Origin of the sequence: Paenibacillus phytorum, assembly GCF_013141715.1 — a bacterium.
GTDB classification, from domain to species: Bacteria; Bacillota; Bacilli; order Paenibacillales; family NBRC-103111; genus Paenibacillus_E; species Paenibacillus_E phytorum.
On sequence record NZ_WHOA01000098.1, the window covers coordinates 44,216 to 67,082 of the forward strand.

General features: G+C 43.7%; 18 protein-coding genes and 2 pseudogenes. 3 read left to right on the forward strand and 17 right to left on the reverse strand.

Annotated features, from left to right (window positions below; genetic code table 11):
* Positions 1-55 precede the first annotated feature (55 nt).
* The 3 genes from GC098_RS15025 to GC098_RS15035 all read right to left on the reverse strand — a co-directional run bounded on the left by GC098_RS15025 (position 56) and on the right by GC098_RS15035 (position 1,700).
* Positions 56-460 carry a DUF6223 family protein gene (locus GC098_RS15025; RefSeq protein ID WP_171643954.1) on the reverse strand — a complete coding sequence of 135 codons (405 nt, stop codon included), beginning with the start codon at positions 458-460 and terminating at the stop codon, positions 56-58.
* A 3-nt stretch (positions 461-463) separates the two neighbouring features.
* Entirely contained in the window at positions 464-883 is a 420-nt protein-coding gene (locus GC098_RS15030) for a VOC family protein (RefSeq protein WP_171643955.1), read from the reverse strand.
* Positions 884-1,223: 340 nt separating this feature from the next.
* Complete coding sequence (locus GC098_RS15035) at positions 1,224-1,700, reverse strand: DUF6220 domain-containing protein (RefSeq protein WP_171643956.1); 477 nt, start codon at positions 1,698-1,700, stop codon at positions 1,224-1,226.
* A gap of 465 nt (positions 1,701-2,165) precedes the next feature.
* Here GC098_RS15035 and GC098_RS15040 point away from each other — a divergent pair, with 465 nt between their 5' ends.
* The 3 genes from GC098_RS15040 (at position 2,166) to GC098_RS15050 (ending at position 4,416) form a co-directional block, all read left to right on the forward strand.
* Positions 2,166-2,852: a response regulator transcription factor gene (locus GC098_RS15040; protein WP_171643957.1), complete on the forward strand. Its 687-nt coding sequence runs from the start codon at positions 2,166-2,168 to the stop codon at positions 2,850-2,852.
* A complete protein-coding gene (locus GC098_RS15045; RefSeq protein ID WP_171643958.1) occupies positions 2,849-3,967 on the forward strand; it encodes a sensor histidine kinase in 1,119 nt (372 codons plus the stop codon). The genes GC098_RS15040 and GC098_RS15045 overlap by 4 nt, the downstream gene beginning before the upstream one ends.
* A 182-nt stretch (positions 3,968-4,149) precedes the next feature.
* Positions 4,150-4,416 (forward strand): helix-turn-helix transcriptional regulator, encoded by a 267-nt coding sequence (locus GC098_RS15050; protein ID WP_171643959.1) that lies wholly within the window; start codon positions 4,150-4,152, stop codon positions 4,414-4,416.
* A gap of 486 nt (positions 4,417-4,902) precedes the next feature.
* On the opposite strand, the gene GC098_RS15055 is transcribed toward GC098_RS15050, so the two are convergent.
* The 14 genes and pseudogenes from GC098_RS15055 to GC098_RS15115 all read right to left on the reverse strand — a co-directional run bounded on the left by GC098_RS15055 (position 4,903) and on the right by GC098_RS15115 (position 22,644).
* A complete protein-coding gene (locus GC098_RS15055) occupies positions 4,903-5,082 on the reverse strand; it encodes a hypothetical protein (protein ID WP_171643960.1) in 180 nt (59 codons plus the stop codon).
* 1,041 nt (positions 5,083-6,123) lie between these two features.
* Positions 6,124-6,342, reverse strand: coding sequence for a hypothetical protein (locus GC098_RS15060; protein ID WP_171643961.1), 219 nt, complete (start codon positions 6,340-6,342; stop codon positions 6,124-6,126).
* Positions 6,343-6,729: 387 nt separating this feature from the next.
* A pseudogene (locus tag GC098_RS15065) lies at positions 6,730-7,190 on the reverse strand (IS6 family transposase); the annotation flags it as partial.
* Positions 7,191-7,317: 127 nt separating this feature from the next.
* Positions 7,318-7,563 (reverse strand): annotated as a pseudogene (locus GC098_RS15070) (transposase domain-containing protein); the annotation flags it as partial.
* A gap of 112 nt (positions 7,564-7,675) precedes the next feature.
* Positions 7,676-8,680, reverse strand: coding sequence for a serine hydrolase domain-containing protein (locus GC098_RS15075; RefSeq protein WP_171643962.1), 1,005 nt, complete (start codon positions 8,678-8,680; stop codon positions 7,676-7,678).
* 146 nt (positions 8,681-8,826) lie between these two features.
* On the reverse strand, positions 8,827-9,099 hold the full coding sequence (locus GC098_RS40035; protein WP_376773883.1) for a protein tyrosine phosphatase: 273 nt from the start codon (positions 9,097-9,099) through the stop codon (positions 8,827-8,829).
* 316 nt (positions 9,100-9,415) lie between these two features.
* Positions 9,416-9,604: a hypothetical protein gene (locus GC098_RS15080; protein ID WP_171643963.1), complete on the reverse strand. Its 189-nt coding sequence runs from the start codon at positions 9,602-9,604 to the stop codon at positions 9,416-9,418.
* A 169-nt stretch (positions 9,605-9,773) separates the two neighbouring features.
* A complete protein-coding gene (locus GC098_RS15085; protein ID WP_171643964.1) occupies positions 9,774-10,139 on the reverse strand; it encodes a group I truncated hemoglobin in 366 nt (121 codons plus the stop codon).
* A gap of 261 nt (positions 10,140-10,400) precedes the next feature.
* On the reverse strand, positions 10,401-11,186 hold the full coding sequence (locus tag GC098_RS15090) for a DUF817 domain-containing protein (protein WP_171643965.1): 786 nt from the start codon (positions 11,184-11,186) through the stop codon (positions 10,401-10,403).
* A 351-nt stretch (positions 11,187-11,537) separates the two neighbouring features.
* Complete coding sequence (locus tag GC098_RS15095) at positions 11,538-15,824, reverse strand: discoidin domain-containing protein (RefSeq protein WP_171643966.1); 4,287 nt, start codon at positions 15,822-15,824, stop codon at positions 11,538-11,540.
* A gap of 95 nt (positions 15,825-15,919) precedes the next feature.
* The gene (locus GC098_RS15100; protein ID WP_171643967.1) at positions 15,920-19,534 is read right to left on the reverse strand and encodes a DUF4855 domain-containing protein; all 3,615 of its coding nucleotides are present in this window, start codon (positions 19,532-19,534) and stop codon (positions 15,920-15,922) included.
* 372 nt (positions 19,535-19,906) lie between these two features.
* A complete protein-coding gene (locus tag GC098_RS15105) occupies positions 19,907-20,371 on the reverse strand; it encodes an HAD family hydrolase (RefSeq protein WP_171643968.1) in 465 nt (154 codons plus the stop codon).
* 355 nt (positions 20,372-20,726) lie between these two features.
* Positions 20,727-21,521, reverse strand: coding sequence for an SDR family NAD(P)-dependent oxidoreductase (locus GC098_RS15110; protein WP_171643969.1), 795 nt, complete (start codon positions 21,519-21,521; stop codon positions 20,727-20,729).
* A 109-nt stretch (positions 21,522-21,630) separates the two neighbouring features.
* Positions 21,631-22,644, reverse strand: coding sequence for a helix-turn-helix transcriptional regulator (locus tag GC098_RS15115; protein WP_171643970.1), 1,014 nt, complete (start codon positions 22,642-22,644; stop codon positions 21,631-21,633).
* Between the last annotated feature and the right edge of the window lie 223 nt (positions 22,645-22,867).

A 22,867-nucleotide genomic window follows, 5' to 3' on the forward strand; every position in this document is an offset into this window, starting at 1 on the left:
CACCGGAACACGCCCATGAAGGACAGAAACTACAACTTAGGGCACCATGGTCGGGTCAGCCGGTACGGCGGGAGCGGGCCAGAGTTATCCCAGCGAGGATCATGCTAGTCAGCCCCAACACTATGGCAAAGATGGCCCCGGCTCGCCCGTCACCGGTGCCGAGTCCACCAGGGAATATGGTCACATGCACCCCAGCGTAGGCTATGACGATCAGCCCCACCACCATGGCCACGATAGCCCCACGTCGCCCGCTGCCGGTGCCGAAACGACCGGCGGAGCGGGTCAGAGAAAGACCAGCGAGGATCGCGCTCATCAGCCCCAACACCGCGTCCATCGTGGCCCAGAGTCGCCCAGGGGTTAATCCGTATCCGACATTACCGTTGGTCACTTCAGCAGAGGCAATAGTTGGCACAAGTAGTAATGAACAAAATATTACGAATGAAACTAGCTTCATTTTCATTTGTTAATTCCTCCTCTTTGTTGTTTTTTGGATGGTTGTAGTTTTGCTTGCAGGCTCGAAGAGTTCGATAGGATTACCTGATGGGTCATCTAGTAAGATCTGCTTACCACCAAAACCTGTGACAATATCATTGCGAAAGCGTAGGCCCGCTTTACGCAGGGTCTCGACAAAGCCGCCCAGGTCATCGACCTCGATTTGAATCCGATTCCAGCCACCGGGTTCCGGTTTTCGCCCATCCGGCATGGCTTGAGCGGCTCCACCTTGACCATTTTTGGCATTCACAAGAAGATTCAAGTCACCTCGCTGCAAAACGGCAAAACTGGGTGCAGGATGTGCTTTGACAATGAAGTCAAGATGCTGTGTGTAGAATGCGATAGTCGCATCTACATCGTCGACAATGTAACGTACCCTGATAGGGGCCATTCTTTATCCTCCTTTATTCGCTTTTCTGGCGTATACGTTCCAACTATCCGAACACTCGTCCGTAAGCTATAACTGTGCAGAACTCAGCCAATTCAAAAGTTCTTTGCTGTCTTTAGTCATTGTCTTGGTAAAATAATAAAGTGAACAAGGATACCGGATATTCCATATAGAACAATTACAATGATTCGAAACCAATGAGTTCTATTCTCATAATCATGCGCAACCAGATGCAGCGATACTCCAGACGCGATAAGGAATAGAAAGACCAATAGATAGTCGGATAGATTAGGGTGGCATCTTTTCTCTCCATCCATGTTGAAGATTGTGATCAAAACTCAATTCAACCGCTTTGGTCCGCAGATTCTTGCTTTTTTTCTTTTTTGAGGTCATCGGTCTTTCTTACGAGGGACACAGTTCCAAAAAACAACATCAGAGCGAGTACCGGATGAAGAGCAGATAAATATCCAATTCCAGACGGTAATTTGGCGCTGACCGCTATCAAAATGATGATGCCGAACAAACCCGCACTACGCAGTCGAAGAGAAAGCGGCAGCCGAGCGATGAAAGAAATCACGAGTATCAGGATCGAAACAATGATCAGCAATCTGGCAAAGCCTGTATGGCTGGCCCATTGGGCCGAATCCCAAAACAGTGCGAGACCAGCAAGAAACACCTGGATCAAAATGCAAATGGCAAATATCCTTACCATTGCCTTAAACACCATACGCGCTCTAACCACGAGCGGTGAAACATTGGTTATTTCCACCGCGCGATCCCCGGCTTCAGGTTCACTGCGGTTTACGGATTGGTTGCTCATCTTTGAATCCTCGCTTTCGTTTTTTTTCTAGATGCTTTTAGTTGTTCCGAAGTGAATTGCTCCATCTTCTTTATTATCTTTGACTACTGCTCCGGTGTGAAATATTCCCATGCGTTCATCCATCAAGCTTTAAATTGCGTTGCTCTACACTTTGTTTCCGATGTCTTCTATAGCTTCTATAACGAACTAGCGCTATCGTGCTTTCATCATACTCTACGGAATTGATGGATAAATCCACCACCCCCTTTAGCGCTGAGTTCAAACAGCGCTCTCTCAATCGACATCGCATATAATTCAGCTCATTTCTTGTTCTTCGCGGCTATTTCTCTTGTTTCACAGTCAGTTTAAACAATAAATGTCGAGAACTTATGCAGATCCTCCTCTTTTTGTGTGGATCTCTTCAAGAACATGTTAAATCACGGTATAATTTTCGGTAACAGACTAAACTGGAAAGAAGTGATTGGAATGGAACCGAAATTGTTGCTTGTGGAGGATGAACCGGGCATGCTTGAGGAGATGCACACCTATCTGCAACGTGAAGGGTTTCGGGTATTGACCGCCCGTACCGGCAAGGAAGCGCTCACGATTGCCCGGTCTGAACGGCCTGATCTCGTCGTACTTGATTGGATGCTTCCCGAGAAAAGCGGCATCGACGTATGCCGCGAAATCAGGCAAACCTCGCATTGCGGTATTATTATGGTCACGGCCCGATCGGATGAATCGGATAAAATCGTCGGTCTGGAAATCGGCGCGGACGATTATTTGACGAAGCCGTTCAGCTTGCGTGAGCTCGCTTCGCGCATCCGAGCTTTACTTCGCCGCTTGCGCGGACCTGAAGACAGGTCGATGTTCTTGGAAAGAGACAACCTGATCATTTCCGAGGCCAAATGTCAGGTATTCAAGGACGGCCAGGAAATCCAACTGACACCGACGGAATTCAAAATTTTGTACACGTTGGCTACGCGTCCCGGAATCGTTTTCAGCCGCCTGCAATTATTAACAACCGCACTAGAGGACGAATATATGGGATACGAAAGAACAATGGATTCCCATATCCGGAATCTTCGCCGCAAGCTTGGAGACGATCCGGCCAATCCTCGTTATATTCAAACGGTATACGGTTTCGGTTACCGATTCGGTGAACAATCATGACGTTGACGGTACGCCAAAAAATATTTGTCTACATGGGACTGCTCGTTCTTATTATCGGTGGCGCTCATGCCGTAACCAAACAGGCTTACATGGAATCTTTGTTCGATCAATTTCGTAAGGAAGAAATCGGTGCATCTTATTTGAACACACCGCCCGGGGAACAAATCGAAATCTTGAAGACTTACGTTTCAGGTAAGATGCAGCAATTTTGGCTTGGAAATTTGGTCTTTTTCGTAGCAATCGGGCTGTTCTTCAGTTTATGGATTTCGGGGATGCTGACGATCCCGCTTAGAAAGCTCGTTGCCGCTATCGAACGCGTTGCGCAGGGGGATCTGGACGTAAACGTTCCTGTACAATCAAGAGACGAATACGGTAAAGTAATCCAGACATTCAACGATATGACGCTTCGCCTCCGGGAAGCTGAGGACGCCCGCAGGCGATTGGTAGCTGATGTCGCTCATGAGCTTCGAACTCCGCTGTCAATCATGCAGCTAAAATTAGAAAATGCTCAACAGACCGGTCAATACGTCCCTCCGGAAATGCTGCTTAGACTCCATGACGAAGTGATCCGCTTAGGCCTGCTTGTGGAAGATCTTCATGTCTTGTCGTTAGCTGAGGCGGGCCGGTTGGCATTGGATTGCAAACCACTCGATCTGTCGGCAAGACTTGAACAAGTCGTTGATGATGTGAAAATGGAGGCTGAGGAGAACGGACTGGAAATGCGCTTCTCTTCGAACACGAGGCCGGTAACGGTGATGGCCGACGCGAGACGGATCACGCAGGTGTTCATCAATTTGTTGACGAATGCAATCCGCTACACGCCGGAAGGCGGAAAAATTTCGGTTGAAATTGAAGACAAGGTCCTGGATCGGAATGCAGTCTATACATGTGTCTCAGTGATAGACACCGGCATTGGTATTCCAGCCGAAGAGCTGGCCCACCTATTCGATCGTTTTTATCGCGTGGAAAAGGCCCGTTCGCGGCATGCAGGCGGAACGGGGCTCGGATTATCGATCGCTCATCATTTTGTCAGAGCCCACGGCGGGTTCATCCGTGTCGTGAGTGAGCCTGATCAAGGTACGACATTTACCGTTTATTTGCCTTTGGGTAAATGATATTTAAAAAAGGCTCTTTTCTAAAATATTGTTGCTTCAAATATGTATTTTTAAATGAGCATTTTGCATTAATCTGAGCCCATGAGTAGCAAGGATTTTCGAGCATAAAAGGGACTTCACCTCGACTTATAGAAATTTTCGAGTGACCAAACCAGAAAACATCCAGAGGAAGTGAAGTCACTTTGTATATCCTCCAAGAAAGTCTATTTTCCTTTGACGAGCTGCAAAAACTTGGCATAGCACTTCAAGTTGAACGATCAGCGTATCGGATCGATATGGGATCCGATCCTTTGGATCATCAAAATGAAACCTCCTCAGCAGTTACACGTGAAGTGGTGGCATATATCAAGGATAATTATAATAAAGATCTCTCTTTGCAGTCCGTTGCGGACTTCGTTGCCATATCCCCTGCCCATTTGTGCAGATTAATAAAAAAAGAAAACCTGTAAAAAGTTTACAGATCTTGTACTGGAACAAAGAATAGAACATGCTAAAGAGCTGCTCACGGATGTTCGTTACAAAAACGTATGAAGTGGCAGAAATCATCGGCATGTTATATTAAAATTTCAGTATTAGATTCAAGCAACTGTTGGATTAACTCCATCAGAATATAAAAATAAGGGTTAAGAGCGTCTAAAAAAGAAAAGCCAAGGAGATTAGGTACTGAACCGGAATCTCACTCGGCTGTATTCATGATTAGTTTTGGGACAACAAATAAGTAAGTAATCAGTCGATTGGCATGAAATATGCTTACCGATATAAGCGATCTCAGCATTACCGATTTTCCAGCGAGGTCCAATTTTGCAGTAAGAGAAACGGGTACAACAGTGATGGCATTCCGGCAACTACCAAACAATAGGAATCGTTCGGCAGTTAAGCACCTCTGCAAAAAACATTCCATCCTTTTTCAAGAAGAGAATATTATTGCATGTATACTATTCTCCAGAGTTAATTCCCACCAACCTCTTCTCCCGATGCCGACCAACTCGTACAATTCGCGAGCGCGATTGATAAATCAATCCGTTACCTCGGACTTTGTTCATATCATCTTGATGTTTAGATATCTCAAACGATTTTCCTTCTTTCATAGAATCCTCCAATTTCTGGTTGTTCAATTCAAGAATGATGGATAAAAGAACCCCTTCGCTCCACTACCATTACAGCAGATTCATCACTACTATGGGTTCAGACTTCTCCTGTTCCTTGTAAGAGCCTGCATCATGCTCCTGTAACCTCTACGCCGACGATCATCTAGCCAGTAATCAGGTTTCCGCTAGACCTTGTCCCAGTGACCGCTTAAAATCTCTGGTTTTGATCGCACTTCGTCTTAACGACGTTTCATCAGTTCTTCACTTTCGTCACCTGACCAATTCATTTTGGCTTTTTCCAATTGCGCTCAGCACCACAACTTTTGATTGCAGCACCCAATGGCGGTTTAAAATCTGCACCTGAATGCCAATCCTGAGGGGCCTTCCCTCATCTCTTACAAAGCATGAAAAGTTGCTTGTGCCCTCCTTTCGTTGCAACTTTTCTTCAGGACACACTAAGCGTCAAACAGCCCCCACCTTGTTATCAAGTTGAGGGCTGTTCTATGTCGTAATCAAGATTTGGATGACAATTCAATTAGTAAACGTGCTTACGAGAATCAATTCCATCGAAAATATGCCGGCTACCTTGTTGGCAGTCGGCGTTTTATATCTCCTTATCCCTTATCACCATGTACGATGAATAACTTTCCAATCTGCAATCCCGCTCCTTTTCTATAAATGCTATTTGGGATTTAGATAACAACTGGCGCCGATCATGTTTTTCTCTATCGTGAATAATGCTGTACCTTATCTGAGAATTAAAGAAGAAAGAGATCAAGTTGTTCTACGTTATACGCGACTGGTTTAATAGTAGTTTCATTCCGATTTATATCGATTGCCTGTGAGGAAAGAGATACATTAATATCGTCGACTACCTCATTCTCATCACCATCATCAACTCTGGCACTAATTAGTGATAATAAATAGCTTTGAGAACATTCGCTGCAGGTGTATTGATAACCCCTCTTTAATGAGAGTGCTAAAGCAATTCGCATTTCAAGACTTAGATTATTAGATTGAGCGCATTGACCGCATAAAAATTTTTGCAGAATAGACACCTCCGCAGCTTTAATTTATTAACTCAGAACAATAAGTGAAAATCATTGTCATAACTTCCCGTTCATAATCGCTCCTCACATAGAAGCAATGCCGTTTCCAATCCGCCAGTAGCACTGCGCCATCCATCTGACCATTCTTTGCTTGCAGATAGGCAGCTTCTACCTGCTGTATTGTCGGAACTCGCTGGTGCTTGCGATGGAATCCTATTATTTTTGATATATCTTTCATATTAAATGTCGTCATTAATAAGCAAGTATACTTCCCGTAAAATAACAAGAATCCACGGTAAAAATGTTACTTTACAAAGTAAGTTATCAATGATTGCCGTAGGTAACGATAATGCATATTCGGTATAAAGTGTGTACGGCAAAATGATTTCAAGCCCAAATCCTACCGCAAATCCTCGTGAAACCTTCCCTGCCCCGCCTGGAGATCGTAGTAATTTTAAATAATTGAATTTAATTAATCTTTTTAATCTTTGAATATGAGTATATTTTTCCCCAATTAGTTCACCCCACTTCTTTAAGTGTAGCAGATTCCATAGTATTAGCCAAAATGTTGCCCGATAATAACGAGATGTTACAAAGCGTTTCTATTTCTACCACTCCCATTAACTTCCTCGTCCTTCAATTGCTGAACTGCGGTAGGATATGCTGGGTTTATATCGACGGTGATCACGCGCGGTGATTGATTATGAGATAAAGTCAACGCCTTAATGAAGAATCGTTTGGCCGCAGGAGCATCTCGATTTTCAGACAGCATGAAATCAATTATGTTTCCGTTTAAAATCTACTGCTCTATAAAGATATTCCCACTGTCCTTTGACTTTTATGTTTCATCATCGTGGAATGAATCGTTTGTTGGCTTCAAATAGGGACGAATACGCTATCTAATTCCGGTCCAAACTCATGAACCCATCGCATGATCGTTGTATGAGCGATATGTAAACCCCGTTCTTCCATCATTTCTACTAAATCACGATAATTTAAACTATATTTCAAATACCATCTTACCCTTAACAAGATAACCTCTGATTCATACTGCTTCCACTTAAACAAATCTAATTCCTTTTCCAAAGTAAATGCCCCACTCCCATGACTTCATTTCAATGTAAGCGTCAAATAGCCCCCACCTTGTCATGAAGATGAGGGCCAGAATAAGCTGAAATCAGGATTTAAAAACGTGACAGGTCAGCGGAAGCAACTATGACCATGGCAGTAGGCTGTCTAGCGCTTCTGTTTTTTTTGGATCTGGAAGCTGCGGGAGTTGTTCAAACATGTACATTAAATATTTAAATGGGTTTAGGTTATTTTCCTTCGCCGTTTCAATCACGTTGTAGAAGATTGCGCTTGCCTTTGCACCGCGAGGCGTGTTGGCAAACAGCCAATTTTTCCTTCCAATTACAAACGGTTTAATTGCCTGCTCACTACGGTTGTTGTCGATTTCCAGACAGAGGGAGGAATGTTTAGGTGAGCGAAAGGCTGCTGATCGTGCCAGCAGCCTCGCATTGTTGTTGATTGAACAAACGTTCCTCGTTAGTTTAAAAGTCTTACTTCGAAATTTATTGTGATGATACACATTTGCAAACAATGTTTCCGAAGGTTTGTATGTCTTTTATATAGTCATAGCGAGGAGGATTACGCTCGGTTTGGTTCAACATTCTTACTGCCACAACATTGTACTCAGGAATAACCAAGACGGTATTTCCGTATAAACCAAGTGACTGATAAGCATTTTGGGGGAGTTGGTGTCCTAATTCGGATAAAGGTCGAGACTTGTCCTGGATCCACCAAAAAAATCCATTACGTGGTAATGTCTCATTAAGGTTTAAAGGTGAAGCTATAGAACTGACTTGTTCGAATATTGAGCTAGGAACAAATTGTGTTCCATTAACATTTCCTTTTGTTAAATGAATATAACCCCAATAGGCTAATTCCCTTGTACTAACAAAAAGATTAGCATCATTGCCTTGATTATCCTTATAGGTATCATCAAGCCAAACTAATTTTTCTGATTTCTCTTTAATCCAACCTGTTTCAGTAAATCCAAAGGGTAAAAATAGTCTTTCTTCCATTACCATTGCGAGAGTTTGGCCAAATACCTTTTGAACAATTTTTAATAGCAAATTAACACCTGTGTTGTTATACTGCCAATCAGTCCCTGGGGGAAAAATCCTTTTATTCAGATTATCACTACCTTGGAGACCATGAGTATGCGTTATCAAATGGCGTATTTTAGTATCTTTTAAGACAAGTTCGTCCAAATCATCTAAATAATCAGTAACATAGTCATCTAAATTTTTGATTCTCCCCTCGTAAAGAGCGAGGCTAACGGCGAAACCTAAGTATGTTTTTCGGACTGATGCGACATTAAACCTAGATAGGGCATCTACCATTCGACTGCCTTCTGAATTGTCGTGATACCCCGAATACCATTCATTTACGACACAATCATTTTGAATAATATAAGTGGATGCGGCCGATGCAGAAATCAGATTTCTTATCTTTAAGACGTATTCATTTAGTTCACAAAACGCATTATTCGAAGTATCAACTAGCATTTGCATCGATATTCTCCCATCCATCCAAGACTATGCGGTCGACTTATACAAGATTTTATCTCCTTATCATTCCAGTTGCTTCAATAAGAAAAATGCTGAATACGAGGTGACACATCCGTTTTCCAAGTACAGACTCCATTTGCCAAGAATCATCACTCTGGGACTTCTATATAGTCCGATACTCTAGTTTTTAATATTTCAATTAGTTCTTCATCCATATAAACATAATCATCAGGTATATCTAGGTTCCAGATCGACTTATCATTAAGTATTGATCCAAATTTTTGTTTGAGTCGGCTAAAATGCTTTTTTTCCATTACAAATATTAGATCTGCCCAACCAATGTGTCCACTGGTTACCTTAATCCTAGCACCATCTTCTGTCCCAGCAGACCTCACATCATAACCATTATATTTATGAAATATTTTTTCGGCTGTTGGGCTTCGCCTACAAACAGAATTTTCATGATATCATCCCCTTATCAAATCCACTGTTTTTTACCACTCTATGGTTTATAATACACGATAATTAAACTGTTAGTTGCATCAAAGGTTGCGTTAACTGCCCTTGAGTTTAATAACTTTCTCTCCGATGAAGCTACTGTTCATGATTCGCTATATCCAAAGTAGTAATACCAAAAGGCCCAAACTCCCCATTTTACCTTTTTATCGAATTCATTCTTCGATCAAGGAAAGAAATGGCTCATAGGGCCTTATTATCGTTAATTTCATCTCATATTAGTTATGGATTTCTAAGAAAGCGAGTTTTATTATTGTATTCTTCACCTCGTTTAAGGATAGACGAAGGATGTGATTTTCGATCACCAGCCACCATGTTCAACATATCATAGCTTTTCGCAGAGAAAACATCCCAAATCCTTGAAATATACATATCCAAAGCAATAAATGCACCAAATATAGATACAATCATTATGCAAAAGATCACCATAAAAAGATTCCTCCCTTTGTGATACGCCAGATCTGTTTCAGTTATCTATATAAACAGAATAGCACAGGTAAGGAAATATAAGTAAAGTTCTTTATTAAACTATTGTTCTGCGTTAGCGCAATGTACTTCTACCTATAATACGGTTTTCCGATTACTTATGGAGTATGTCATCTTTCAACGAAGATACATGCGTTAAGACTTGGTCAATATCAGATTCACTAACACCAAAGTGTGCAAGAGCATCATGTAAGTGTTTGGCAATCGCATTGAAGTGTTTTTCTTGCAGATTCATTCCTGTATGTGCTTTAGCCATCGACAGCCCAGTATATTGATTCGGTCCACCTAATGCAAAGCTAATAAACTTGGTCTGATGTTTATGCTGTTTCTCCATGTCAGTGTTCTTGAAGAAATGATTAACTGTATCATCAGCCAAGACCAATCCATAAAAGTAGTCAACCACTTTGCTTATTGCTTCCTCTCCACCGACCTTTTCATAAAGCGTCGTAGCACTCTTCATATATATCCTTCCTTTTCCAATAGAATGTTTGTTGTTGGTTAGATTGTCCATTTTTAGAATAAATATTACCAATCAGAACCAAAATTATCTAATTTGTCGAAAACAAAAGGCAGCCAACCCACAAGTGATCGACCGCCTTCTCAATTTGTTTTGAACTATAGTTTTCCCTTAGTACAATGAATTAACTTTCCCATGAACGTTAGTATCTTCGGAGTATGCTTATTTTTATGCTGATGATGGAGCCACGCGTATTTACAAATCTTAGCAGGTAAATGAATCGTTCATTGTTCGACTAGCTTTAACATTTTTAAGTTGGGCAACGATGATGACGCTAATGATTACAAGAAGGAACCATGAGCTGATCTTGCTGAAACTAACCAGTTGCCAGGTTTGGTGCTGATCAGGGTATTTCCAAGCATCAAAAAATGTGGCTATATTTTCTGCTAACCAAATGAAAAAACCTACAATGAAAAAAGCGAGAGTTAAGGGCATTCGATAAGTTATAGTCCGCACCCGATAGATGATCCGTGTTTTCCAGAAGATAATAAACACAAGTGCCGTCAACCACCAACGAAAATCGGGAATAAAATGATGTGTGAAAAAGTTGAAATAGATGGCTCCTCCTAACAGCACCGAGTACCTAAGCCCTGGCCAGCCGGTCATGTCCATCCGCAGTCTCCGCCACACCTGACACATAAAGCTTGCTACACTTGCATACATAAATCCGCTATAGAGCGGGACACCGAGCAACTTCGTATACCCAGGCTCAGGATATGACCATGATCCCATCCATACCTTATATAACTCCAGCAACAATCCAATAAAGTGAAATATACAGATTACTTTGATTTCATCACGTGTCTCTAATCCGCTGCGGTACATGAAGTATTGCACTCCAAGCAGTATAAGTAGAATGGCATCATAACGATGAATGAAAGGTACCGCTATTACGTTAGATAGAGCTAAAGTTCCAAAGATCGCAACAGGAAATATGCAGCTCATCGACTGATGATAGCCAAAATGCAGTAGTTGAATGATTGGTTTCAATTATGCTTATCTCCTGTCCATGCCCATTTGTCTTAGCTCAAGAATAAAGGCAAAATTCCTATTTAAAAAGAGAATTTTTTTCGTTTAATATTTCTTATTTTTGGTTACTCGACATTGTCTAGAAAAAAATCTAATTTCGATGAAAGGAGGTACACGCATGGTTGAGTAAACTAATATGCAAGACAACTCCGAAAAAATAAATGAAGTGTGTTGTTAACTGCGACACCGAGCAAGATCAGGAAAAACATTCCGATCGAAGAAGAATATATTGATGAACCTTAGAAGAGCCGCTTTCTCGAATTATCGGAAAGAGGCTCTTATCTCTTCTAAATGTACTTTCGATCGGTGTTCTTATTGGCTATCGTGATCCTGATCGCTTTCATTACCTAACCATGTTTGGATTAAGGAGTTTGCATCGGCCACCAAGGCTGTTTTTGCACCTTCGGAAATAAAATCCTTCTTGGACGATTTGTTTATTTTCTTCACAAAATCTTTCATCGCTTCGGCGGCATTTTTAAACTTGTCTTTATTTGCATGCTTCTGGGCATTCTTCAAACTCTCGGAAAGCTTATCCTTGAGAGATCCGCTTAAATCACCGGAAGCAAAATAATAGTCCAACAGCCGCTCCATTGAAGTGATACTTGTTTTAACAACAATATGAGTCACTAACTGCGATACGTTACCAGCCTGATCCGTCACTGCGATTTGAATCACATGGGTTCCCAACTGGCCTGCAAAATGCAGTGACGTGCCGTCATCAGTATACGGATTACCGTCCACGGTAATCGTTTGATTGGCAACGTCCGACATCGTGTCGGAAGCGTGCAACTCCAATGTGATCGTCTCGCTATCCTGAAATTCGGTCCCTTCAGATAGAGGGGAGCCATTAACGGATACGTCTATCGTCGGTGCCGTTTGATCGACTTTTATCGTGATGGACTTCGCAGCTTCCACGTTGCCAGCTTTATCCGCAGATCGATACTGCACCTCGTAAGTCCCGTCGGCACTAGGGTTGAACGGGGCTGTGTAAGGCTGCCAGCTCCCCCCTCCGTTCAAGCTGAAATCCATCCTTGCAATACCGGAAAGTTCGTCTTGGGCGGATAACGTCACGGTTAAAGGATGGATATGCCAGCCGTTCTTTCCGCTTGGATGATCAGGCGTTGTGGATGCTGTCGTTACCGGAGGCGTCATATCGGTTTCCCGGTCTATCGATTCCTGCAACTGAGTAATCAATAGCTGAAGCGTGCTTGTAGAACTGTCGTAGGCATAAGGAAAATTGTTTAACAAGTTTTGCAATTGGTTTCTCAGGCCGCTGTCTCCTTTTCCCAATTCAAGCAAGCTTTCCGTCTGTTTGATCAATCCCAAGTAGCTGCCCAAAAGCCCAGGACCATATACCTCAAATTCAAAAATGGAATATCCGTACTGCGTACCTCTTTCAATTCCTTGGAACTTCACATATCTGGCCTTTCTGGTGTCAAACGTAATCGTCTCGACTCCACCATGACCATCGATCATACCGTCGCTGGATTTAACATTCATCCATTGTTCGCCATCGCCGGAAACGAATATTTTGTACTTCTTGGCAAAAGCATTCTCCCATTTGATGACGACATTGTTGACATCTTGTTGTCCACCAAGATCAACTGTGAACCAGGTATCGTCAGTAAAAGTACTCGACCATCTTGTACCCACATTACCATCCACAGCCTGATCCGCAGATAAATGAGGGGCTTCTGCTGCCGATGAATCCGCATGCTTGTTTAATGCCAAATTGATACCGTCAAAACTGGTAGCTTTATTAAGAATTATCAAATTATCGATGATACCTTTAAAAGAATGCGTTGCGCTTCCAATCTTTGCAATCGGTAAAACCATCGTATCAATATGTGGTGACGAACCATTCGTTACCCATAATTTTTCAACGTACTCGTTTCCATTTACATAAAGGGATACGCCTTTATTGTCTCCTGACAGCAGCAAGTGCGTCCATTTCCCTGCCGGAACTTTGTATTGAAAGGAGCTGTTATAGTGTTCTTTGGAAAATCCTAATTTTCCCGTATTGCCTTGCTCCAGCTTCAATTGTCCGACGGGAGATTCCATAAGCACTGCATCATCAGGATTGTCTGCATCCGGTTTGACCCACATGGAAGCGGTCCAGCCGAACCCTAAGGATTCGAGTGGCGTTTCGATGTAGCTTTCTCCCCCGCCGAACCGCACGCCCTTCCCGTACTTCCCGTCTGTAACCGATACATGCTTGCCGATTCCATCGAAACCGTTTCCAGAAGTATCCGCAAAGCCATTTTCAAAGAGGTACCTCAACACATTGCCGCCTTGATTATTAACTTGAAGCCTATGTGATATGTTGGCATTCGGCGCTTCTCCGATCAGAGATGCTGCGTTTGCATACGTTCCATAGTCTTTATCTTCTCTGGTTCCCGTCCACATCTTTTCGGATAGCACTTGCACAGCAGGAAACATCCTGTCATGGGAATCGTCCATGGATAATCCGCTTGCATCCGAGATGTCATTCCATAGCGCAAGCATAGCGCCTTTTAGCTTTGGATGCCCGAATGGCAATGTCGTATTTGTAAACACATTCGGTTCCCACATATTATACATATATTTAGTATCCATATAGTCTTTATACAGTCTTGGCACAAGATACATATAGCTGTTCTCCGTGCTGAGGATATCGTATCCAAGATCGATCGCTTGCCGAGCGTCTCCGTAAGGCACGTGCCAAACATCCATCGTCGCATGATTACTTACAGGGGTTATGCCGCCATATTCCGTCATCCCGCCCCACAAATGCGGATGCTTGCCTTTGCTGTTGATATGGTCAATGAGCGTATTCATATACCCACGAAAAACCTCTTTATCGCTGCCCCAATATTCATCAGTACCGATATGGACATCGGGACCGATAAAGGTCGGGTTATCGCCGTCCACATATTCATCGAACAGACTTTTTACGAAATCCACGGTTTTCGGTTTTGTAATGTCCAGATGAGGTCCGCTTCCCAATGACGGATCGAAAGAAGTAAACGCCCGTGAATGCCCCGGCGTATCGATCTCCGGTATGACATTAATACCGTAATCCATTCCAAGCCGCACTAGATTTCTAAACTCATCCTTCGTGTAGGAACCACTTTTGCTCGTAAGTCCAGGATATGCCGTACTCTCCAAACGAAATGCCGTATTTGTACCGTCTTCAAACGGAGTCCCTACATCGTCGTTCAAGTGAATTTGGAATTGGTTCATCTTGTACCAGGACAACAGTTTGACATAGTCTCTCAAGAAATCGATCGTATAAAACTTTCTGGCGACGTCAATCATGAGTCCGCGAGTTTCATACTTGGGATAATCTCTTGCTGTCCCTTTTGGGATGCGGATATGATCATCGTCCTGTTTTAAGATTTGAAGGGCGGATCTCGTCCCGAAAAATGCGCCCGTCACCTCGGCCGATGTAATCGATACATAATCATTTACATCGAAAAGATAGCCTTCTTTTCCAAGCCAAGTTAATGTATCGTCTATTGACAAATAAATGTCGCCCGATTGCGGAGCCCCATAAATGATTTCCAGATCGATGTTGCCAATATCCTTCAAATCATCCTTTGTTTGCTCTGCTGACTTTTGCAAGGCTGCTTTATATGCCGGATTTACTACGATTCTTGAAGTACTTGTCAGGTTATAATACCCGCTTCTGCCATACCATTCTCTCAGTGACGGTATGACCTTCGGCTCCTTGTTCAAGTCAGTCGTCTGCGTATATTGACCAGGAACAGCAACAAGCACGTTACCGGTAATGCCCTTCTCATCGGGATTATTCACCTTTTCAACCTGGAAAAGGAGATTCACTTTAGCATCAACGAGCGGCGTGTGGATTTTGCCCGCTTTATCGATGACAGGCAGTTTGTCGCTGCCATATACGGAAACCTTATAGCCTTGAGGTACATCCGGCAAAACGATCTCCGTTTGTCCCTTGACGATAGGCGGTATTTGGGTAATGCCTTTCACGATTTTAGGCAAATCTCCGGCGTTATACACCTCGAATTCGAAGAAGGAATATCCGTAAAAGATTGCATCTACCGGAGCCCTTTGTACGCCTTGAAATTTAACGTACCTGGCTTTGGCATCATCAAAGTCGGTGATTTCCGTCCCTCCTTTGCACACAATCTCACTGTCATTTCCCAGGACATTGGTCCACTGCTGCGCATCGCTCGAAACCATAATTTTATACTTGCTTGCGGGGGTTTGCCATTTAATACTCACCCGGTTAATGACGAATTCTTGTCCAAGGTCCACATAGAACCATTGATCATCTTCTAAGGCGGATGACCATCTTGTACTTCCATTGCCATCGACGGCATTCGCCGCTCCAAGCCAGTCCACTTCATTCCCTGAAGCATAGACCGCTTTATGTACCGACAAATTAACGCCGCTGTTGGCACTCCCTTCAGAAAGCGGGACGTTGCCGCTGTAAACGGATTCATTTACAGACTGGGTAATTGGAAGCTTAGGGGAAATGATGTCCGCTTGCCCCTCAGTAGCAGCAACTTGCATCGAGGGTGCAGGAAAAAGCAGTGTAAATAGAAGCACCAGCGACAATAAAATAGAAATAGATTTCCTTTTCATTTTCTCCTCCTTGAAAAATATCTTGAACGATACAGGTTGAAAAGCAGACCCCTTAGTTTGAAGTAGGCCCGCTTTTCAGTCATGCTATATGCTTTTTACAGTGTCCGGGCATCGCGAAGCAGTACTTTTGCCGCCTCGTTCGATACATGCTTGCCGGCTTGCGCCTCCACTTCTTGAATGAAGCTTTTTACATTGCCTGCATTCAACTTGCTAAGCAAGCTTGTTTCTATCCCTTTATTGTCGATCCAACCACTGCTTTTAAACCGTTTCACGAGTAGCTTTAAGCTATCCAGGCTTGCAGCGGTTTGAAACCGAACCGTTCTGCTTGTCGCGTTGCCTGCCAAATCGCTGGCAGAAACCGTAAATTCATGTGTTCCGAGTTCCAAAGTGTACAAGGCAATCGCCATACTAGTTTGCACCGGCTTTCCGTCCAACATCGCAACCGTCTTCGTCGCGTCAATTCCAGATACACTGTCGGTTGCCGTAAATTGCGGCGTTAAATCCTCGGCGCTAGAGTATGTTCCTTCGAGCGGTACGGCGACAGCAATGACGGGAGCGGTTCCGTCGATTGTAAAGCTAATCGTTTTGGGCGCTTCCACATTTCCTTCACGATCTGTCGATCTGTAGCTAACGCTGTACCGGCCGTCCCTGTCAAAGAGGATGGGAGCCGTATATGCCCGCCATGCCGTTCCGCCATCCAGGCTGTATACTGTTTGCGTTACGCTTGATGCTGCATCCTGAGCCGTTAGACTTACCGTTACCGGCTGCTTATACCAGCCATTCTGTCCGTTCGGCTGTTCCGGAGAGACAATAGCAGTTGTGTCCGGAGGTGTTTGGTCGCCGCCAGGCGCTTTCTTGTACTCGAACGCAACTTTTATCGGTTCGATTATTTCATTCGTTGCCAGTTGAGCCACATAGGTCCCTTCAACATTGCCGGTAAGTGTAAATGCAATCTGGAAGTCGCCCGCCTCCGTAACGGCTGTTTTGCCTTCGTATTGAACATTGCCTTGCGGATCAAGCACTTTCACTTTCACATCCGCAAGCTTGCCATTCATGGCCAATCCTTGAATGGTTACATTTTTGGTCGGCGCATCTACTGCCGCTTTAAGCCCATCAATGGTTTGGATCGTTACTTTCTTCGCAAGATTGTACACGCCAAATTCATAGAAGGAATATCCGTAGAATGTCTCTCTTTGGATGCCTTGGAACTTGATATATCTGGCCTTAACCGGTTCGAACAAAATCGTATTTTTGCCGTCTTGCGCGTTGATGATCCCGTTATTTTCCGCGATGACGCTCTTCCAATTCACCTTATCGTCAGAGACAAGCAGCTTGTAAGTTTTGGCACGGGCGTACTCCCAGTCGATGCGTACCGTATCCATCTCGGTCGCTTCGCCAAGATCGACCTGGAACCATGTATTGTCAACCGAAATGCTCGACCAGCGTGTGGCAGGGAAGCCGTCGACAGCTTTTCCGGGCGCTAAACTCGATGCTTCAATCGAGGAGACTTCGGCAGGCTTATCCTGCGCCAAGCTTCCAACCAGAAAGTAGACGCCTTCTTTCAATGTATTGTAAGCTTCTGCAGAAATACCTTGCTTATTCTTGAGCTGATCGAGCGTCGCATTGAAACCTTTGAGGTATTTTGATACCTCGGCTGCATCCGTGCCTTCAAAGCGCTTCATCATTTCCAAATGATTGCTCAGCGCGCGGGCGCCGTCAGCACTCGAGATTTGATTATTTGCCTTGAAATCTCCGACCAGCTTGAGCATGCTGGAAGCATTCATGCCTGCTTGGATCACATAAGTCGTCGTCTTTGTTTTTGTTGTCGCTACCGTGACGGCCAGTTCATGTTTGCCTGCTTTGCCTGTAAGACTAATTTCTGTGCCAGCCGTGTACGGCTTGCCGTCGAATTTGGCGGTTACTTGCGCGAGACCGCTTCCATCATCATTTTTGATCGACCATGTGAATTGGACTTTCTCCGTATCCGGCACAACGACGCCACTTTGCAGCGCTTGTCCGTTCATTTTGACATCAGCCTCAGGAGGAGCTTCGTTATGGACTTGATAAGTGCCTTTGACAAACTGATTCAGCCAATCGTACATGATGCGCGTTGAAGGCGCCCCGCTTACCGCAGTATCGTACACGGCATTGTTTCCTTGGTAATATGCTTTAAAAATGGTTGGCTGTACCAACCCCGTTTCCACGCCACTGTTCAAATAATCGACAAAGCGTTCGCGGAATACGCCGTCATTCACCATACGGTCATCGAATTCAAGCTCATTCGTCATTCCGTATTGTTTGGCAATATTGGAAGCGTCTTTAAGCTTGTCGTACCCCAATTCTCCGAAGAAATAGTTAGGCTGGAACGCTACGGCATCAAACCCTACATCTTTCCACATATAAGCTTTGTAAGCCAGGGAGTGGGGAATCCAGAAGGACTTCAAATTTTTAGCATGAACGATATCGTTAGCCAGCTTAACCGTAGCAGGGCCGGTAGAGGAGGTGCTGATCTGTTCCTCTAACCAGTACATGCCGACAAGCTCAAGGTTTGAATAATTTTTTTCAGCCCATTTTTGCTGCGCCTGATTGACATACCACTGAATGGCCTTAGCCCGGTTCTGAAGCGCTTTGTCAGTTCCGATCGAATCTCTGAAGTCTTCAACGACGCCATCGCCATCGACATCCCCAAAGTTGCTCATATACTCGCCTGGATCTGGAATCATCAAGACGACTTTGGTTTTATGATCCGTCTGATTGAGTTTCGCGCCTACCTCGACTGTTGCTGCATTCAACTGATCCATATCGCCGTTGTTGGCAAAAGTCTTGTCCAGGTACCAGGCCCAGTCACTCATGTTAGCGCTTCCATTAAATCCATGGCCTTCCGGCGTACTCAAGCCCAAATAAAGAACACCGTCAAACATCCAATCCACCGGCTCGCCGGACTTGTTCACATAGCTAATGTTGGGAATAATTCGTTGCTTGCTCCAGTCGCCTTTTCCTCCGTCATAATAACCGTTATAGAGCAATCCGAGATTGCGGATTCCGGCAGTCGCTTCTCCCGCCTGCAAATAACCGACGGGTTCAGGAGGAACGACTTCCGCTCCGGCAAGCTTGCCATCCGCACCCATGATCTCGATCTCGTCAATCAACGTCCACGCTCTTGTGTGCATGGAGAAGGTCACTTTTACATACCGTGCATAAGCCATCTGTGCGCCTGGTTTGCTCTTAATCCCGTCTCTGCTGCCATCCCACGTATACGTCTCGTCTCTTGGGGGTCCGTCTCCCCACAAAAGCTGCGTTGCATTATGCGAAAGCAATCCCCAATTCTCTTTGTCGTCAGAGACGTACATCGAAACCGTTAGCGGGACAAGAGCCTCATTGGTCGGCCAGTCCTGCAAAAAACGGGCATTAATTTTCGAAATCGATTTTGCCTCGCCAAGGTCGAAAACAACTTCGCGGGTCATTTTCTTCTGATGTCCTACCCAAGCCGGATCTGACATATTTAGTGCGCCATGAATCCCATCCGTCAGCTTCTTGCTGCCGTCAGGACGGCTTGCTTCCGGCTGTTCCGACCAACTGTAATCCAGACCCGATGCAAGATTCCGATTTACAGTTGTGGGCTGTCCTTGTTCCGCTTGTGCTACCGGTACCACGGGCAATAACATAGCTGCTAAGACGGTCATGGCTGCCCATTTCATTTTTATCCTCATATTATCCTTGCTCCCTTCATGAGTAATTAACCATTAACCTCATTAACTTGTTGTTCGTTTCAAACTTATTACGATGAACCTTCCTCCTTTCCGTAACAAAATCACAGTATAAGCTAATAGCAGTGTCTGTACCTATTACATTAAGAAAAATGTCTCGTGATGCAAAGAGACTAGTTATTACTTGTCGTATACATTTGTTTACATTGTCGGACTTATCTGTAGACTGCCGCGAGTCTGCTCATATCTATCTGAAGTGATATACCAAAGTATGCTCAAAAAAAGACAGTCAATAACTTTTGTTTAAAAGTCGATGACTGTCTTATTATTAAGCTATCGTTCCTCGTTAGTTCAACATTTCGACTTAAGAAATCGTTACTTTCTGAGTGTTGGAATGAGTCGATGGTGCATTAACAGAAGGTCTAATCCATCGACAACTTCTTTAACGACTATATGACTTGCCATTAACGTAGCAGTGGCACAACCTTCTTTACCGATTATCGCAATCGACAAGTCTGCTTGGCGAAACATTAACTCATCATTTACCCCGTTGCCCATAACAGCTACACCAGGTGGAATCATACGTATAAAGCTACATTTCTCTTCTCGTTGATTATCCTTTCCTATTACGTGTAGATCCACGGGTAGCCCCTTGCACTCTCTTGTTGCACTTCCATTACTATCTGCGGTCAATACATAAATCTTAATCAATCTTGCTAATTCTATTAGCCTCTCCTTAACACTTGGTAAAAGCAACCCATCCAATGCAATAGTCCCATTAAAATCTAAAACGAGATGATTTATGTGAATATCCTCTTGGCCAGGAATACGTAGTAGCATAACTGTTGCTCCTCTTTTTTATTATAATAGCTCTTCTTCATTTCCTTATTTTAACACATGTATTCTAGGAATACTGAATCCACTCCACCACGCTCTTCTGCCCGTTACTTTGAATGAACAAAAAAAGGAGCTGCCGTAAGCTCCTTCACTATCGTTCCTCGAACTGAATGAATTTATCTGCTTATGATATTTCCATGTCGCGTTTAGTAGATTAAGATCGAGTATCTATAGTAACAGACGATTCGTTTCAAGTATCATAATCTAGATTTCCTTACTCTTTTTCTTAGAAGCAATAATTGAGACGAAGTTCATATATTTCCCATCATCCGCTCTCAGCAACTCTAAATTAAAAATGTTAAAAAATAGTCGGTACCATTCCCCCATCCATACGGATTGGAGCACCTTTGAATGCGGATGCATAAGGACTACATACAAATGTAGTTAGTCTACCTATTTCCATAGGCTTGATAAATCGCTGTATTTCAGATTGAGGTAGGTTAGTAGTCATAAATTCTTTCTCTTTTTCTGCAAAAGTCATATCTTCATTAGGGTACAATCCCTCAATTATTTGATGCACATTTTCAGAGAGTGTTGGTCCTGGCATGATCGTATTAACTGTAACTTCAGTTCCTATTGTTAATTTAGATAAGCTTTTTGACAATGATAACAACATTGATTTTGTCATACAGTACTGAGGCATTTGTCCTGAAGGCATGATGGCTTCTTCACTCGCAATAAAGATAATGCGGCCATACTCATTTTTCAACATTTTAGGTAAATAAAATTTAGATAATCCATTTGCAGCAAAAACATTAGTACGGAAGTATTTTTCCCATACTTCATCGTCAACGTCCTCATATTGCATAATTTCATAAATACCCATATTGTTAACCAAAATATCAATATTGGGGTATTTTTCAAATAAAGCTTCTCTTTGCCCAATATCCACAATATCGGCTGTAGCATTTTGAGGAGAGGTAGCCGGGAAATCTGACTTAATTTCAATTACAATTCGTTCTACCTCTTCATAATTTCGTCCATTAATTAGTACATTAACACCTTCTTTGGCAAGTTCAATGGCAATTGCTTGACCTATACCTTTCGTTGATCCTGTAACTAAAGCTGTTTTATTGTTTAATCCCATATCCATCCTACTTTTCTCCTTATCATTGTGTTCCGGATAGAGATTATCATACCTTGTCTGGATTGTTCAGTAACTAGCCTATTGCGCCAAAGTTCTTGTTTAACACGCCAAATGATTAAAAGTTTGCGCCTAAATGTTCCGTACGCCAATTTGAAGGAGTATCACCTTCCCAAAGGCGGAATGCGCGGTAGAACGAGTTCTGGTCTTCATATCCAATCAAAAAAGCCACTTCTTTAATATCAAGTGAGGGGTCTGCCAAGTACTCTCGTGCCTGCTCATGTCTAGCTTGTGTCAACAGATGCTTGAAGCTCGTGTTATCGTCAGTAAGCCGGCGCTGCAAGGTACGATCGCTCATCCCCAACTCCTTCGCGACAGCCTGAATGTCGGGGCGCCCTCCTGTGAGGCTACGTTTCATGATCCACTTGACCATCTCGGGTATTGAGCGGCTGCGCTGCTGTTCATTGAGCGATCGGTCCAGTACGGGAGTCAGAATCTCCAGCAACTCTTCGTTGTAAGAGACAAAGGGGCGGTCCAGATCTCTTCGATGTAGCGTCAACCGGTTACATTTTGCACCAATCCGAATACGGCAGCCGAAGTAAGCTTCAAGGGCTTGTACATCGCCCATTGCGTGCGAAAATTCGACGAAGCGCGCCGTCAAAGGTTGACCTGTGCCCCGGCGCCCAAGCTCCAGAAGACATGCCAGAGTGATACCAATCAGCATCGGCGGTCCGGGTTGCTCGGTATACAGCCAATCCAGTTCGATTGTACAGTGCTCGCCCTCCTCGGTGATACGTAAGCTTTCGGGGGGGCATAGTTGTTTGTACCGAGCCATTCGGTTTAGAGCGTCGCGGTAGTCACGAGCGTGGTAAGTCGCTAAGACAGTTGGTGGGTACTTCGCTGTTTCGAAGACGGTCGCAAGCTTGATGATTCCTTTGGCAGTGTCTCCAATGAGATCGGAATAAGCCTGCCAGATCGCGAAATATTGGGCTGTGGTGACTACTGGTTCAGTAATAATGGTGAGCGGCAGCCGTGCTTTGCGAACTACGTCATGGGCGGCAATTCCTATTTGACATAATCCTGCCCAAAATCCTGGCGGGATTTTAATACGGTCAGAGGTATGAGACTTCATACATACGGGCCTCCTTTAGCTATTTAGCAGAAACAGAATGTGACATTTTACTTGCCAATTTCGTCGAATCTTAAGTATACATAAGAATACTCTTAAGTCCGTTAAGGTGTCTACATTAACGTAACAAGTTGAGCAGCTTCATAAAAAAAGTCATAACTAATACTAAGTTTTGTTGATCGTTCGTTTAGCCTAATCTGCCCAATCGCAGTGAAGGGCTGCCATG